The sequence below is a fragment of the Pseudomonas wuhanensis genome, assembly GCF_030687395.1.
GTDB classification, from domain to species: domain Bacteria; phylum Pseudomonadota; class Gammaproteobacteria; order Pseudomonadales; family Pseudomonadaceae; genus Aquipseudomonas; species Aquipseudomonas wuhanensis.
Map to the genome: position 1 here is coordinate 2,629,242 of NZ_CP117430.1, position 14,403 is coordinate 2,643,644.

A 14,403-nucleotide genomic window follows, 5' to 3' on the forward strand; every position below is an offset into this window, starting at 1 on the left:
GACTCCGTGTCCGAGCTGGCGATGGGTAAGTGGTATCGATAATACGGCAGCGCCCGCGGCAAGGGATACCCGTCGAATAGCTGTTTTTCTGGACGAAAAACCAAGCTTCCTTGAAGGCAAACTCAAGGCCGGTACAAGGACGTCCCTGACGCGCGCTGGCACTCTCAATCTACATCGACGGCAATGGTTGCAGTCGAGAAACGGAGAGAAACCATGAAGATCGTCGTCATTGGAGGCACCGGCCTCATCGGATCGAAACTTGTGCAGAACCTCCGCGAGCGCGGCCATGACGTGCTCGCAGCCGCCCCCAGCACGGGCGTGAATAGCATCACCCGCGAGGGCCTGGCCCAAGCGATGGATGGCGCCGATATCGTCGTCGACGTGGCGAACGCGCCTTCGTGGGAAGACCAGGCCGTTCTCGATTTCTTCGAAACGTCGAGCCGTAACCTGCTGGCTGCCGAGGCGGCCGCTGGGGTTCGCCATCACGTTGCCCTGTCGATCGTCGGCAGTGAACGGCTTCCCGAGAATGGCTATTTCCGGGCCAAAGTCGCGCAGGAAAACCTGATCAAGGCGTCCGGCATTCCTTACACCATTCTGCGTGCCACGCAGTTCTTCGAGTTTGTCGGCGGCATTGCGCAGGCGGCCACCGTCGGTGAGGAGGTTTGCGTGTCGCCGGCATTGATCCAGCCGATGGCGTCCGACGACGTGGTGGCGGCGCTCGCCGAGGTCACGCTGGCAGCGCCGGTGAATGGCACGGTCGAAGTCGCCGGTCCCGAGGCCATGCCACTCGACGAACTGGTCAGGCGCTTCCTGCGGGCCACTCAGGACACGCGCAAGGTCGTGCCGGATGTGCACGCGCGCTACTTCGGCTCGGTGCTCGACGATCAATCGCTGACCCCCGGCAAGAACCCGCGCCTGGGCGCGATCCGCTTCGAGGGCTGGCTCGGTCAGTCGACGGCTCGGTAACGGGCCGCGCGCTCACACCACCTACACACCAAGGAGCATTGCCATGTTTACCCGATATCTCTTGGCCGCTGCCTTCGCAGCGCTGTCGATCAGCGCAGCGTCGGCCGCCGAACCGCCCGCAGGCAAAGTGTCGGTCGTATTCGACCGGCCCATTCCCAACCTCCCCGGCAAGAGCATGAAGGGCGTGCTGGTCGAGTACGGGCCGGGCGCCGCGTCGCCGTCCCACACCCATCCGAAAACGGCCTTCATTTATGCCACGGTCCTGGAGGGCTCGTTTCGCATCAAAGTCAAAGGCGAGCCGGAAAAGATCTACAACGTCGGCGAAAACTTCGTAGAGGAGCCGGGCTCCGTGCACGAAGTCAGCGCCAACGCCAGCGACACGAAACCCGCACGCCTGCTGGCGGTGTTCGTCCTCGACAGCAACGAAAAGGAGCTCGTTACACCTATTAAAAAGTGAGCCGATCAACGTGCTCATCGACGCTCGACAGCCGGGCGGCAGGTCACTGCCGTCCTGTGGCTGCTGCGGATCCTTGGCATTGAACAGGAAACAAGAACATGAACTCGCTTCAGGACAAGGCCGCCATTGCCACCGGCGCAAGCGTCGAGATCCCTGTCGTGGTGGCGCGGCAAAGCAAGAGAAAGATGATCGGCATCCTGTTGTGCATCGGTGCCGTGGTGGTCTTGGTTGGCGGATGGGCCATGGCGTTTTCGAGCGGTTCGACCTCCACTGATAACGCTTATGTGCGCGGCGACCTCACCTCGCTCGCTGCCAAAGTTGCCGGCTATGTCACGGCGGTAGAAGTGGAGGACAACCAGACCGTTCGGGCGGGTGACGTCCTGTTCCGGATTGATGATCGGGACTATCGCGCACGGCTCGCGCAGGCAGTGGCCAATGTCAGCGCTGCCGAGGCGCGCCTGACCCACGTCGATGCCGAAACCCAGCTTCAGCGTGCCCTGATTCGACAGGCCGAAGCCCAGCGACGCTCGGCCTCCGCCGAGATGAATCTGGCGACCAAGACCCATGATCGCAGCCAAAAACTTATCGTCAGCAACGCGGTCAGCCAGGCCCTCGTCGATGAAACCGGCACGGCACGCTCCAGAGCCGAGGCGACGGTATCGGCCGCTTCGGCAACGGTCGAGGCTCAACAGCAACGCATCACCGTCCTTGTGGCCCAGCGAGAAGCTGCCGTTGCTGCTGTGGCGCAGGCGCAGGCCGCGCGCGATCTGGCCCAGATCGATCTCGACAGCACCGTGGTACGCGCGCCTGTTGATGGCGTTATCGGTAACCGTCAGGTCCGCGTCGGCCGGTTCGTTACGCCGGGTGTTTCGTTGCTCGATATCGTGCCGGTCAATGATGTGTGGGTCGTGGCGAACTTCAAGGAAACCCAGCTCGAACATATCCGCCCCGGTCAGCGCGTGCGCATCACGGTCGACGGCTATCCCGACGGGGCACTTGAAGGCGTGGTCGACAGCTTTGCGCCGGGTAGCGGGTCGGCGTTCAGCTTGCTCCCCACAGACAACGCGACAGGGAACTTTGTGCGTGTTGTGCAGCGGGTTCCGGTAAAGATCCGCCTTGCCCATAACCCGCTGCCGGGTCGTATCGTCCCTGGCCTGTCCGCGCGGGTCGAGGTTGCGCAAGGGGAGGGCTCATGAACACGGTTGCCAGGGCCACGCGCAGCAACGCCAGCGTTACGACCGGTGTTCTGCTCATGGCGGGCATCGTGCTTGCCACGCTGACGGAAGCGATCGCCAGCACCGTTCTGGCGCTCGGACGCAGCGACATCATCGGCGACACCTATGCAACGCCAGATGAGTTTGCCTGGTTGGATGTCGGCTACATCGCGTTCAAGCTGATCGGGTTCATGGCTGCCCCTTGGCTGCTGAAGCGTTTTAATCCGCGTCATGTGGTGATCAGCTCAACCTTGGTCATGGGCCTGGCGTGCGGCATTGCCGCCATCACCGCTCGGCTGGATCTGTTGGTTGCACTTCGGGTGATTCAGGGCTTCGCCGGCGGCACCCTGCTGGTCGGGGGGCAGGCGATCATCTTTCGCGCTTTTCCGCGGTCTTATCAGCCAATCCTCCAGGCCCTGTTTGCCATGGGTTCCGTTGTCGCGCCCGCGACGCTCGCCCCGGCGCTTCAAGGGTGGTTGATCGATAGCCAATCCTGGACATGGATCTTCTTCAGCGTTGTGCCGATTGCCTTGGCGGCTAGCGGACTGGTGCTGATCGCAGACGGCCCAATGCCCGCCAAGGTCCGGCACCGTCCGTTTGACTGGATCGGCTTCTCGCTGATCTCTGCCACCCTGTTGTGTTTCACCTACGTTCTCAGTCAGGGCAGCCGATGGGACTGGTTCGAGGAGCCTCGCATCCTGTGGCTAACCGTGATTGGCGCCGCCGCTCTGCTGGCACTTCTCGGCCAACAAGTGTTGGCCAAAGGGCAGGGGCTGCTCGACTTCACCCTGTTCAAAACGAGCGATTTTTCCTTCGCCTTTATCGTCAGTTTTGTCGCCGGCGCCGCCTTGTTCGGCAGCGCGTTCCTGATTCCGGCGTTCGCCCTGTCGGTCCTCGGGTTCACGCCTACCGATGCCGGTCAGCTGCTGTTGCCCAGTGGCGCGTTTTTTGTCGGCGCGCTGCTCATATCGGCCTGGCTCATGCAGGCCCGCCGCGTTGCGCCGTTCGCCACCGTGCCCTTTGGAATCCTGATGATCATGGTTGCGATGTGGATGCTGTCCGGTTCGACCAGCGAAAGCGGCGCGGACGACATGATGGCGGCTATCCTGTTGCGCGGGTTGGGCCTTGGCTTCCTGTTTCTATCGATCACGCTGATCGCCTTCAGCCACCTCAACAGCCGAAACCTCGCGAGTGGAATAGGCCTTTTCAATACGGGTCGCCAGTTAGGTGGCCTTATCGGTGTCGCAGGGCTCCAGACCCTGATTGACCATAACGTCGTCACCAATGCCGCGGTCCTCGGCGCCAATGTCACCCCTGGCGGGGCCGCGGTCATCGAACGAATGACGACCACGACAGCCATGCTGAGCGCGAAAGGAATGGAGGCAGTGGCCGCTGGCCGGGCAGCGACGAGCCTTCTGGGCCGGTTGGTGACAAGTCAGTCCACGGTGATTGCCTTCGACACCGCGTTCATCGCCGTGGCCCTGCTGTTTGTAATCGCTGCCCCCATTCTGGTCGGCATCAAGATCGGATTCGCGCGATACGAGAAAGTGCGTGCTTCGCGAGCAGTAGCGTGAGGCAGCCCACCTGCCAGCGATGGCAGGGAGGAGAGCACTCGGACCACCCAGGGTGTCAGGCGGCGGCGCCAGGAACATTTGTTCCCATGCCCGACGGCAGGAACGGTCGAATTTCGTCGATTTCCGCAGCGCTAAGGCGCAACGCCGAGGCTGCTATCAGACCGTCGACTTGTGCTGGGCGGCGGGCTCCGACAATGGCGCCCGTCACTACCGGTTGGCGAAGTACCCAGGCGATAGCGACCGCCGCAGCACTCACCCCGTGCCTTTCTCCAATGCGTGCCATAACGTCAACCAAAGTCAGGTTCGCACTCAAACGGGGCTCCTGGAAATCAGCACTTCGGGCCTTGCGCCAATCGTCTTCGGGCAGTTGCGAGATGCGTTCGCGCGTCATGCTGCCGGACAGTAGCCCCGATTGAAGTGTGGAATAGGCAAGGACACCCAACCCGGCCTGCTCACAGAATGGCAGGACGTCTTTCTCGATGTCCCGCATCAAGGCGGAATACGGCGGCTGGAGCGAAACGATCTCTGTCACCGCCTGCGCCCGCTTGAGTTGAGCGACATCGAAATTCGATACGCCGATAGCGCGAATTTTTCCTTGATCGCGCGCGGCTGCCAAAGCCGAAAGCGCCATTTCAATACCTTCACTGCTTGCGTCGGCAGGAAAGGCAGGCCAGTGGATCTGATACAGATCGATGGTCTCGACTTGGAGCCTGCGCAAGCTTGCGTCGATCTCGGCGAGCAACGATTGGGGGGCCAAGGAGTGCGAAATCTCCTTCGTGACCGGGTCCCAGACCAGGCTGCCTTTGGTGAACACCAAAGGACGCCGCGAGACCGGCACCCGACGCAGCAATTGCCCCACCAATTGCTCCGCATGGCCCAAGCCATAAACCGCAGCAGTATCAATCCAGTTCACGCCGCGTTCGACGGCATACTCAAGTGCGCCCAGGCTGTCTTTGTCATCCTGCGCTCCCCAACTGTACTCCCAACCTGTGCCAGCGATTGCCCACGTCCCCAGGCCAATAGGCGAAATCAGAAAATCCGATGATCCAAGACGATTCTTTTGCATAGCGACCTCTCCACAAATGATGTGAGAAGTATCCGGGAGAGATCTGATGGCGATAAGATGGGTAATCGTATTTGAACTACTGAACAAAATTCATGAGTAATCACCCCGATCTCTCTGAACTCGATGCCTTTGCCGCCGTCGCTCGCCATCGCAGCTTTCGCAAGGCCGCCGACGAACGTGGCGTTTCGGCTTCCGCGTTGAGTCACGCGATGCGAGCGTTGGAGGCACGCCTGGGTATCAGGTTGCTGAACCGAACCACTCGTAGCGTGACGCCGACCGAGGCAGGCCAACAGTTATTGGCGACGCTGGTCCCGACCCTGCATCAGGTTGCCGATGTGTTGGCGCAATTGACTTCGATGCAGGAAGTGCCCGCAGGCAAACTCCGCCTCAACGTGGCGCGCCCCGCGGCTCGTATCGTGTTGGCGAAAGTGCTCGCGCCCTTCGTGGCCAGGTATCCACGTATTCAGTTGGACCTGATCACCGACGATGGATTGACCGATATCGTGAACGGCGGATTTGACGCTGGAGTCCGCTTTGGTGAAAGCCTGGCCGGCGACATGATCGCAGTCCCTGTCGGCGCCCCTCAATCGTTCGTGACCGTTGCTGCGGATGCCTATCTGGCCGAAAAGGGGATCGCGCACGCCCCCCGCGACTTGCTCGAGCATGCGTGCATTGCCAGGCGTTTTCCAAGTGGAAAACTTTACGCTTGGGAGTATCAAGCAGGTGGTCAACCGATACGGTTATCCGTCACAGGCCCGCTCATTCTGGAAGACGATGCGCTGATGATCCAGGCGGCGAAAGATGGTGCTGGGATTGCCTATGTCTACGAAGCGCTGGCGCGCGACGAAATCCGCCACGGGCATCTCAGAGAAATACTCCAGGAATGGAAAGCACCGCCAAGCCGATTCTTTCTTTATTACCCCAGCCGGCGCCATGTGCCCCCGGCCTTGAACGCGCTGATCGAATTCATCAGAGCGGGTGACTTGCGAACCTGATTCAGAACCATCGCGACCGGCAGTCTCGATGACTGCTCCGGGTTGAATCCACAGTCGAAAGCAGCCCTTCGGGTCGAACAGCAATCGGCCAGAAGCAGCCACCCGCTTCCAGATTCAACCCGTTTTACACGTCAACCAGGCACTCCAGAACAGGCTGCTGAAGAAACGAGTAGCGCCTCCGAATCCGGCGTCATGCAACAGTTTTTGAACCGCCGCCTCGGAATGTGGTGGGTCGGCGCCTTGAAGGATTTTCCCAAGCTTGGCCTTCACTTCATCCGAGTTGGCTCCATGCTGCCGCCACCGTTGCCCCCAGGCAGCAAGCAGTAACGGCTGGCTGGCATAAGCATATTGATTCCCCGCGACAATCAACGGCGCCCCCGGCTTTAGATGAGCTCGAATGGATCTTAAAATTTCCCGCTTGGTATCATCGCCATCGAGATGATGGAGTACCCCGATCAAAGTGGCTGCGTCGTATGGCTCGTCTGCTGCCAGGTCTTCAACATGCCCAAGATGCATGGCCGTCCTTTCAAGCAAATTGTTTGCCTCTAACTGCTGCTTCGCTGCCTCCAGCATCGGCCCGGATGGGTCAACAGCAGTGAAGCGCCAACCCGGCTCAAGTTTGGCCATAGCAATAATTTCCTGTGCAGTACCGCCAGCGCCAACCACCAGTATTTTTGTCGAGCTTGAATTGCCGAGGCTTGCCGCCAGCATGCATGCAGTCAGGTCGTGGCAGGCGTCATATCCGGCTAGTGCGATACGGCTCTGTCGTCCGTACTCATTGGCTCGAGAGGTATCAAATTTTTCAGCAGCGTTGAGAGGGGATGAATTCAAGGCGGTTCTCCATGTCCTCACATCACGCTATGCCATACACAGTCATAATAAAAATTCATTAATTTTATATACTGCATTCCCATAAGGAATGTACGGCTCAAACAATCTCTCGCCTATTCAGACTGATTCCGCTTTGTAGCGACAGTCAGTTTCGGGGCGATGGCGGCCCTCACAACAGGCAACAGTCGTTCATGAAGGCGATACTGGGACGAGCGTTATGGCGAATGCTCCCAATATGAAGTGGGTTTGGCCGATTTCGGTCAGTCGTGACAGGCAGAAATCGGCCAGAAGCAGCCATTCACGTTTCGTCGGAAAAGTGTCTCTGAGCCAAATTCGGGGAGACAATCGAGAGCGATCTTCACATCTCGATCATTTATGCCCTTAGGGCGTGGTCAGGAGGAAGCCATGAGCAAACGCGACAAGCGTGGCAATCCTGTTTCCTATGGCTCGCAGGAGGCAATCGATGCTCTGGATAGAGCTTGCGACTTGCTGCATGCCTACCAGGCCGATCCTCTGGCTGCGGCTGACAAAATTATCGCGGAGCACCCGGATTTTGCGCTAGCCTACGCCTTTCGTGCTGGCGCGATTGCGACTGCGACCGACAAAGCGTTTGACTCAGAGCTGTTCAAGAGCTTGGACGTGGCAGAGCAGTTGGCACCGAAAGCGAATGATCGCGAGCGGCAGCATATCCATGCAGTACGCGCTTGGTTCGACGGCGACTGGGAGCGGGCAATCGAAATCTGGGGGCGTGTTTCGATCGAGCACCCCCGCGATCTGCTGGCACTGCAATACGCCCATTTGGGCGACTTCTATCTAGGTTACTCGCACATGCTACGTGATCGCGTGGCTCGTGTGATGTCGCGCTGGGATAACGACGTTCCTGGCTTTGGCTTTGTGAAAGGGATGTATGCCTTTGGCCTGGAAGAGGCAGGTGATTACCGGCAGGCCGAAGAGCAGGGTCGCGAGGCTGTTGCCTTGAACCCGCAGGATGGTTGGGCAGTACATGCCGTCACTCATGTCATGGAAATGCAGGGCCGTAGCGAAGAGGGGGCTAAGTACCTTTCATCCAGCGCCAATGCCTGGGCTCCCAATAGCATGTTTGCCTTCCATTTGTGGTGGCACAAAGCGCTATTCCTCCTTGAGGCAAATGACGTGGCTGGCGCGCTTCGTCTCTTTGATGAGGACATTTCAGCGGGTGGATTTGGTCAGGCGCTTGAGCTACTTGATGGATCAGCGCTGCTCTGGAGACTCTCCCTGCTCGGTCATGACGTTGGAGATCGGTGGAAAGGACTGGCCAAAAAATGGGAGTCCCGTTGTGAAGACGGCTTCTACGCCTTTAACGACGTGAACGCGATGATGTCATTCGTGGGTACTGGAAACAGTCGCGCACAAGCTCAGCAGTTGGATGCCCTGAAGCGGGCCGCTGCTGGCAGTGGTACCAAAGCCATGATGAGTAGAGAGATTGGTGTGCCAGCGTGCGAAGGGTTGGTGGCGTTTGGTCGTGGGGATTACGCCCAAGCTATAGCTTCGTTGATGCCGCTACGCGCCAAAGCTAACCGCTTCGGCGGTAGTCACGCGCAGCGTGATGTCTTCTCATGGACGCTGACCGAAGCAGCTATTCGCCTTGGCAATCGCGCACTTGCCGAGGCACTGGTTGCCGAGCGCCTTGCATTAAAGCCTGAGAGCCCGATCAACCGCGCCTGGAAAATGCGCGCTGGTCAATTACAGTCGCTGCCTGCGGGATACCGTCCACTACAGGACGACGCTTACTGATGACCGCTTCGGGTCGGAAGCTGTCCTCCTTCGCCACGCAGCTTTCGATCACCGCCCAACTCAGTTCGTGACTGTGATCGTCGCAATCGTTATTCCTTCTCCATCTTCGCAACATCTCTCAGCGGATAGATCACTTCATGGGTATCCAGATTTCGAATCTCGGACTCGATAGTAATGGTCGAGACTTCACGCCCCGGAGGTCCACTGATGTCGTCGCGAGTGGAGAAATCCACGACATAGCGCTGGCCTGTGCGGAACTCCACATCGCGAGCACCGAAGCCGCACTTGGCGCCACCGGTACCCAAGGCATTCATCGATGCCCAGCACCAGCTCAGCGAGTGCTTGCCCGGTGTCAAGCGCAGCGCCTGCTTGCCGGAAACGTCGAGGATCGAGCGCCGCCCGGCACCCTCTAGCAGTTGGTCGTCCACATGCGTGGCCAGCAACAGTCGATGGAATTGCACGCCCAACCCGCGAAAGCGGGTGGTGGCGAAATACACCACCGGCGCATCGGCCGCGTTATTGGACAGGTCATATGGCGTCATCGAGTCCGGCGCCCAATCGCCTTGGTAATCCTTGTAGTGGTAGTTGGAACAAGCAGTTGTGAGACCGGCAATCAGCAGAACGGCCGGGAGCTTGAGATACGACAGAAATGACGACGAGCGCATTATTCTTCCTTGTTTAACGAGTTGCCTGGGATACCGCATCGCAAGCCAGCAAGTATTTGAGCGGATTAGGGAACTCATCGCCCATCAGCTTCGAGCAAGCGAAGGCACAGGCGCATTTTTATGGCAGGCAGCAATCGGCCAGGAGCGGACAGTCGACACCTGCCGCCTCTGCTGATTAGCTGCCTGGCGATATAGCGCTTGAACATGGATGCAATCAGACCGGTGATCACTCGTTCAAGTCTTTGACCAGATAGCCATCTACGATTTGCGAAACGCCCGCCAACGCAGTACGCAGTAACTCCGGTTCGGTGCGATAGCGCAACGGCGTGTAGCCATAGGTGTTGGCGCCGTTGAATGCGGTGATCGGCTCATTGCGCTGCCAGATAAGTTCCTCGCCGCGTTTCATGACACCGCTCACGGTAATCGTCGGGTACACCACACTGCTGAAGCCTTGCGTTAGCGCGAAACCCCAGGCCAGGACGGTCAACTCGATCTGCGCATCGGCTGGTTCGTTTTCACCCACGATCTTGTAACGGCCGGTGGCGGTCAGTTGCTCCTCGAAACTCTTTTTGACCAACTCGCCCAGGTTGATATCCGCCGTCTCCATGTTGTAAAGAATCGCATCAACCGTCGACATCGACGCCAAGTCGCCTGCCTTCAGACCTGCGGCAAATCCGACCCCACCCAAAGCAGCCTTGGTCAGGTTCGATGCACCTGCCGCCATCCCTACGCCAGCGCCGACACCTGCGCCCAATGCCGCGCCCCATGCCTGCTCACGGCCCATGTAAGTCATCTGTTTGGGTTGCCATGCAACCGGGAGAACTTTCACGGTATGGATCTGGGTACGGTATTCGGGCTTGAATTTCTGGTTGGCACATCCGGCAAGGAAAAGAACGGCAAACATCAGGACAGCAATCTTCTTCATGAGTAACTCACGACGCCAAGGGAATGTGCGTAGGTTGTCGTCAGTGGCAGGAAATTCTGAAGGGAATCAGGGGCGCTGGCCGCGATTGCTATTACGGCAATAGGCAGCTTCCGGCCAATAGCTGCCTGCCGGAACCGGCTGAAATCGACCCGAAGCAGTCTTCGCTAACGATTGACCTCATAGGCCTGGACAGCCGTTCGGGCAGGCCCGGCGGCATGATGGGTCAGCCTGAAAAGAAGTACTTGCCTTTGATTTTCCTGGGATGGACGAAGACGAAGTCTGGAAAGATTTTTCCTCGGACGTACCAAACAAAAGCCAGGATAACGATACTTATAACTAATGCGATAGTGGTTGTTGCCGGACTCGATGTAAACCCCTCAAGTGATCTTGGGAATTGGAGAAGCGAAAGGAGTATGTACGCGTTGTAGGCGCCGACGCGATGGTTGTAGAAGCCCCATACCAAAAACAAGGGAATCAAGGTCATTGAAACACCCATAACCCATTTGGCCGTTGGCCCCATCCTGGCGCCGATATCCAATCCCAGAAAGAATGCAATCAAAGCCTGGGCGAGCATTATCGTGATGAGAATATTGACCTTGCGATCGTGCTCGTCACAACGAATTGGATCTGCATACGAGGCTATAAAGTAGGCAAGATGACTGTCTTTTACACCCCGTCCTGAGAGTTGTGAAAACACTTCCGACTTTGCAGTGCCGGCGGCGAGTAGCTCGCGAACTTTTTGCTGAACTTCTTTCTTGCTCGAAGTTGAATGTGAAATGCTTTCTCCTTGCGTCAACTTGACAGATTTCTTAGCAGGAAACACCAGGACAGCTACGGCCCCGATAAAGGCTAGCGTGCCCAAGAAAACGCCGAGGTAAAACCCCCCACCTAGTGAGTAAGTACCTGGCTTCACTCTACCCGGCTTTGCAGGGTCGACAAGAACTTCGATCACTTTTCCTTCCCTGAATGTTGCAACTGATCTTTCGACCGACTCCAGGCTGGTTTTGCAGGGCCGCTGCGATATTTCGAGCGGATAAGTGTATTGCTGTCCGTTCAACTCAAAGGTCACGTTAACCAGAGGGCAATAGGTCATACCCTTACTGCGCATCTCCTCAGAAATGGAGACAGTGGCGACAGTGGCATTCAACTTCTGCCAAGTCTTCGTCTCGTCCACCTCCTTGTACGAGGAAAGAGACACGAGAAGACAGAGCAAGCCAAAGGAAAATAAAACAACGAACAGGGCCGTCCTTAGCAAGAGCATGAAGGTCTTCATAAGGCTCCTTGGCCAACGTGAAATGGAGGTCAATTGGGGTATGACACCTTGGCGGCAAGTCCCCCTGCGTGCGGTGTAATGATGCACTGAGGTTAGTCCGTAGATACTCAAATGCAATGCAACTTCCCGCGCTTCCGCTCCTGGCCGTTCAATGCACATGCCGCGCGTATGTACACAGAGTTCGGGTTTGAGACTCGTGCCTTCGAGATGGGAATGCGTCTGTAAAAGTGAATCATGAGCCTGAATCCACAGCGAGTCCGCCCGGCGGATGGGTTCAACGGCATGCCTGCCCGCCAACTACACTTCCTCCAGCCAATCCGGGCAATCGTCCGAGGGCACACTCCAGGAGGAATCATGACACGGAAAAATGTCTCCAGCCCCGAACCAACGGGCACAAAACCCAATGTGCTGTTGAGCCCGCCTGACATAGGGGCTCTCGCAGAGATATCCATCACCGACCCTGACAAAACGCACCCTGCGTGGATCAAGGAGCAGTTCCCTGAGTACGTGGACCCGCATGCAGGACATGAGGCCAGGACTGTTCGCGAGATTAACCACAAGGGGCATGTTGTCCGGATCGTCACCACCTACCAGGTGGAGGTTGATGGAGTCCCGGTCCAGGCACATCTGTTTGTGGACGATGCGGGCCAGGTCCATACGCACGCCACCCCGTTCGTCACCTACGGATCGGCTCTCGACTTGATGACCGCGGTGATCGATGCCTATCCAGAATCCTTCATCAAGGGCGATGGCGACGGGGCAGAGCAGCCCGACCACCATGCCCACGGAGCACATCATGATCAGGTCTAATGCGGTCAATGATCTCCCGGCGCTCAAGAAATACGTCGAAGGGGTAAAGCGGCTCAAGGACCCCGTGCAGAATCCTTGGCCCGGGCAGGCCAACCTCTCGATTTATGACTCCTTCGTGGCCTGGCACCACCGGGCCATGATGATTTCAACGCCTGCCGGGCAGATGGCCAGGAACGCTGCGCATGGCGGGCCATCATTCTTGCCGTGGCATCGCTACTTCCTCGTGCGGTTGGAAACCTTGATTCGCAAGGCGATAAGCGACCCCAACTTTCGAATCCCGTACTGGGACTGGAACACTGACGCGGAACTTCCGGACCCGAGGATTTCACTCATCTGGTCGGATGAATACCTTGGACAATTCGTGAAGGGGAAGTGGCGGGTGCGATTGACAGGTAATGGCCGCACCATGGAACTGGACGGGGTAAACCGTCCCCTGGTGCGTTATCTGGGAAGAGGTGGGTCGCTGCCCAGCCGAGCCAATGTGCGCAAGGTCATCCATGAAAACCCGGTGTATGACAAAGCGCCCTACAACGCGGCGGCGTCCACCGGTGGTGCGCGCAACAGCATCGAGGGATGGGCAGGCGAAGAACGCATTCATAACAATGTCCATGTGTGGGTCGGTGGTGACATGGGATTGTCGTCCTCGCCGAACGACCCAGTGTTCTTTCTACATCATTGCAATGTCGACCGGCTCTGGGCGGCATGGCAAGCCAAACATCCCGCCGCAGCCTACGTACCAGCGGGAAATGCCCCGGATACGCTGAAGTTCCATCGGATTGATGACCCGATGTACAGCCCTTTCCCGGAAAAGGTCACACCCCGAGATGTGCTGAATTACAGCCAGTACTACAAGTACGACACCTTGGGCGACCTGCTTTAGACAGCATCAAACGGAGGCGCCTGCAGTGATACCGAACGCCTGCTCTTCCAGACTGGTTTGTATCAACGCAGCCAGTTGTCGGGTGGCAGGCGCCAGGTATTCTGCCCCACGGTAAAGCACATAGCCGAGGGTCGGCAGCGTGGGTAGGCCAGCAATGACGGCGAGATGTCCTGGCAGCCCAATGCGGGTTCGCAACGTGAGGCCCAAACCGGCGGCAACGGCCGCCCAGATTCCACCCACGCTGGGGCTGGTCAGCGCGATTCGCCAGGGAATCCGCGCCTCATCCAGTGCCTGGGTTGCCGCGCTGCGCAACACGCAAGGGGCGTCGAACAGGATCAATGGCAGGGGAGAATCTACAGAGCAGTTGAGCGGTTGCGTATCACGAGAGCCGATCCAGTGCATCTGTGTTTCACCCAGGCGCGTGGCATAGGGGGACATGTGCCCTGTGTCCCAAGTCAGGGCCAGGTCCAGGCCACCGCTGTCGATCAACGCAAGCAATTCGGTATTACGCGCGATCCTGACTTCGAGGCTCACCCTCGGGTACATCTTGACGTAGCGTCGCAGAATGTCGCTGAGAAAGTGTTCGCCAAAGTCTTCCTGAAGCCCAAGGCGTACCGTTGCGGCGGTCTGGCTTTCGTGCAGGGCCTGGAAAATGCTGTCGTTCATTTCAAGCAGTTGGCGGGCATGGCTGAGCAGGGACTCACCCACCGGCGTCAACACCAGCCCTCGACCGGATTTGGCCAGCACTGGCGTGCCTATCTGTTCCTCAAGCTTCTTGAGTTGTGCGCTCACGGCAGACGTCGAGCGATTGAGCCGGTCCGCCGCTTTGGCAAAGCTGTTGAATTCCACACCGGTCACGAAAGTACGCAGCACATCAAGATCGAAGGTCGGACGGCGCATCGAATCATCCACTCATTCAGGACTATGGTCGCCATTAAATCGGATATTCGGAATTATCGCGACTTGATAGTTTT

At 58.2% G+C, this 14,403-nt stretch carries 14 protein-coding genes; 8 read left to right on the plus strand and 6 right to left on the minus strand.

Annotated elements, in window-relative coordinates; genetic code table 11:
* The first annotated feature begins 213 nt into the window (after positions 1 to 213).
* The 4 genes from PSH88_RS12240 to PSH88_RS12255 all read left to right on the plus strand — a co-directional run bounded on the left by PSH88_RS12240 (position 214) and on the right by PSH88_RS12255 (position 4,211).
* Complete coding sequence (locus PSH88_RS12240) at positions 214 to 966, plus strand: SDR family oxidoreductase (RefSeq protein WP_305426417.1); 753 nt, start codon at positions 214 to 216, stop codon at positions 964 to 966.
* 43 nt (positions 967 to 1,009) lie between these two features.
* Positions 1,010 to 1,423 (plus strand): cupin domain-containing protein, encoded by a 414-nt coding sequence (locus PSH88_RS12245; RefSeq protein ID WP_305426418.1) that lies wholly within the window; start codon positions 1,010 to 1,012, stop codon positions 1,421 to 1,423.
* Between the two features lie 98 nt (positions 1,424 to 1,521).
* Positions 1,522 to 2,619 carry an HlyD family secretion protein gene (locus tag PSH88_RS12250; protein WP_305426419.1) on the plus strand — a complete coding sequence of 366 codons (1,098 nt, stop codon included), beginning with the start codon at positions 1,522 to 1,524 and terminating at the stop codon, positions 2,617 to 2,619.
* A complete protein-coding gene (locus PSH88_RS12255) occupies positions 2,616 to 4,211 on the plus strand; it encodes a DHA2 family efflux MFS transporter permease subunit (RefSeq protein WP_305426420.1) in 1,596 nt (531 codons plus the stop codon). Before PSH88_RS12250 ends, PSH88_RS12255 begins: the two co-directional genes overlap by 4 nt.
* Before the next feature lie 55 nt (positions 4,212 to 4,266).
* Here PSH88_RS12255 and PSH88_RS12260 read toward each other — a convergent pair whose 3' ends face one another.
* A complete protein-coding gene (locus PSH88_RS12260) occupies positions 4,267 to 5,277 on the minus strand; it encodes an aldo/keto reductase (protein ID WP_305426421.1) in 1,011 nt (336 codons plus the stop codon).
* 92 nt (positions 5,278 to 5,369) lie between these two features.
* On the opposite strand from PSH88_RS12260, the gene PSH88_RS12265 reads away from it, so the two are divergent.
* Complete coding sequence (locus PSH88_RS12265) at positions 5,370 to 6,272, plus strand: LysR family transcriptional regulator (RefSeq protein ID WP_305426422.1); 903 nt, start codon at positions 5,370 to 5,372, stop codon at positions 6,270 to 6,272.
* Positions 6,273 to 6,386: 114 nt separating this feature from the next.
* Here the strand turns inward: PSH88_RS12265 and PSH88_RS12270 are convergent, their stop codons facing one another.
* Complete coding sequence (locus tag PSH88_RS12270; protein ID WP_305426423.1) at positions 6,387 to 7,103, minus strand: class I SAM-dependent methyltransferase; 717 nt, start codon at positions 7,101 to 7,103, stop codon at positions 6,387 to 6,389.
* A 405-nt stretch (positions 7,104 to 7,508) separates the two neighbouring features.
* On the opposite strand from PSH88_RS12270, the gene PSH88_RS12275 reads away from it, so the two are divergent.
* The gene (locus PSH88_RS12275; protein ID WP_305426424.1) at positions 7,509 to 8,876 is read left to right on the plus strand and encodes a tetratricopeptide repeat protein; all 1,368 of its coding nucleotides are present in this window, start codon (positions 7,509 to 7,511) and stop codon (positions 8,874 to 8,876) included.
* An 89-nt stretch (positions 8,877 to 8,965) separates the two neighbouring features.
* Here PSH88_RS12275 and PSH88_RS12280 read toward each other — a convergent pair whose 3' ends face one another.
* The 3 genes from PSH88_RS12280 to PSH88_RS12290 all read right to left on the minus strand — a co-directional run bounded on the left by PSH88_RS12280 (position 8,966) and on the right by PSH88_RS12290 (position 11,739).
* Positions 8,966 to 9,541, minus strand: a complete 576-nt coding sequence (locus tag PSH88_RS12280; RefSeq protein ID WP_305426425.1) for a hypothetical protein — start codon at positions 9,539 to 9,541, stop codon at positions 8,966 to 8,968.
* 226 nt (positions 9,542 to 9,767) lie between these two features.
* On the minus strand, positions 9,768 to 10,466 hold the full coding sequence (locus PSH88_RS12285; RefSeq protein WP_305426426.1) for a hypothetical protein: 699 nt from the start codon (positions 10,464 to 10,466) through the stop codon (positions 9,768 to 9,770).
* A gap of 223 nt (positions 10,467 to 10,689) precedes the next feature.
* A complete protein-coding gene (locus PSH88_RS12290) occupies positions 10,690 to 11,739 on the minus strand; it encodes a DUF3592 domain-containing protein (protein WP_305426427.1) in 1,050 nt (349 codons plus the stop codon).
* Positions 11,740 to 12,093: 354 nt separating this feature from the next.
* Between PSH88_RS12290 and PSH88_RS12295 the strand changes: the two genes are divergently transcribed.
* A complete protein-coding gene (locus PSH88_RS12295) occupies positions 12,094 to 12,549 on the plus strand; it encodes a hypothetical protein (protein WP_305426428.1) in 456 nt (151 codons plus the stop codon).
* A complete protein-coding gene (locus PSH88_RS12300) occupies positions 12,536 to 13,429 on the plus strand; it encodes a tyrosinase family protein (protein WP_305426429.1) in 894 nt (297 codons plus the stop codon). The genes PSH88_RS12295 and PSH88_RS12300 overlap by 14 nt, the downstream gene beginning before the upstream one ends.
* A gap of 6 nt (positions 13,430 to 13,435) precedes the next feature.
* Here the strand turns inward: PSH88_RS12300 and PSH88_RS12305 are convergent, their stop codons facing one another.
* Positions 13,436 to 14,329 (minus strand): LysR substrate-binding domain-containing protein, encoded by an 894-nt coding sequence (locus PSH88_RS12305; RefSeq protein WP_305426430.1) that lies wholly within the window; start codon positions 14,327 to 14,329, stop codon positions 13,436 to 13,438.
* Between the last annotated feature and the right edge of the window lie 74 nt (positions 14,330 to 14,403).

Coding starts and splice junctions, on each gene's coding strand:
- PSH88_RS12245 (WP_305426418.1), top strand. CDS start 1,010: ATGTTTACCCGATATCTCTTGGCCGCTGCCTTCGCAGCGCTGTCGATC.
- PSH88_RS12290 (WP_305426427.1), bottom strand. CDS start 11,739: ATGAAGACCTTCATGCTCTTGCTAAGGACGGCCCTGTTCGTTGTTTTA.
- PSH88_RS12280 (WP_305426425.1), bottom strand. CDS start 9,541: ATGCGCTCGTCGTCATTTCTGTCGTATCTCAAGCTCCCGGCCGTTCTG.
- PSH88_RS12300 (WP_305426429.1), top strand. CDS start 12,536: ATGATCAGGTCTAATGCGGTCAATGATCTCCCGGCGCTCAAGAAATAC.
- PSH88_RS12260 (WP_305426421.1), bottom strand. CDS start 5,277: ATGCAAAAGAATCGTCTTGGATCATCGGATTTTCTGATTTCGCCTATT.
- PSH88_RS12285 (WP_305426426.1), bottom strand. CDS start 10,466: ATGAAGAAGATTGCTGTCCTGATGTTTGCCGTTCTTTTCCTTGCCGGA.
- PSH88_RS12240 (WP_305426417.1), top strand. CDS start 214: ATGAAGATCGTCGTCATTGGAGGCACCGGCCTCATCGGATCGAAACTT.
- PSH88_RS12255 (WP_305426420.1), top strand. CDS start 2,616: ATGAACACGGTTGCCAGGGCCACGCGCAGCAACGCCAGCGTTACGACC.
- PSH88_RS12275 (WP_305426424.1), top strand. CDS start 7,509: ATGAGCAAACGCGACAAGCGTGGCAATCCTGTTTCCTATGGCTCGCAG.
- PSH88_RS12295 (WP_305426428.1), top strand. CDS start 12,094: ATGACACGGAAAAATGTCTCCAGCCCCGAACCAACGGGCACAAAACCC.
- PSH88_RS12265 (WP_305426422.1), top strand. CDS start 5,370: ATGAGTAATCACCCCGATCTCTCTGAACTCGATGCCTTTGCCGCCGTC.
- PSH88_RS12305 (WP_305426430.1), bottom strand. CDS start 14,329: ATGCGCCGTCCGACCTTCGATCTTGATGTGCTGCGTACTTTCGTGACC.
- PSH88_RS12250 (WP_305426419.1), top strand. CDS start 1,522: ATGAACTCGCTTCAGGACAAGGCCGCCATTGCCACCGGCGCAAGCGTC.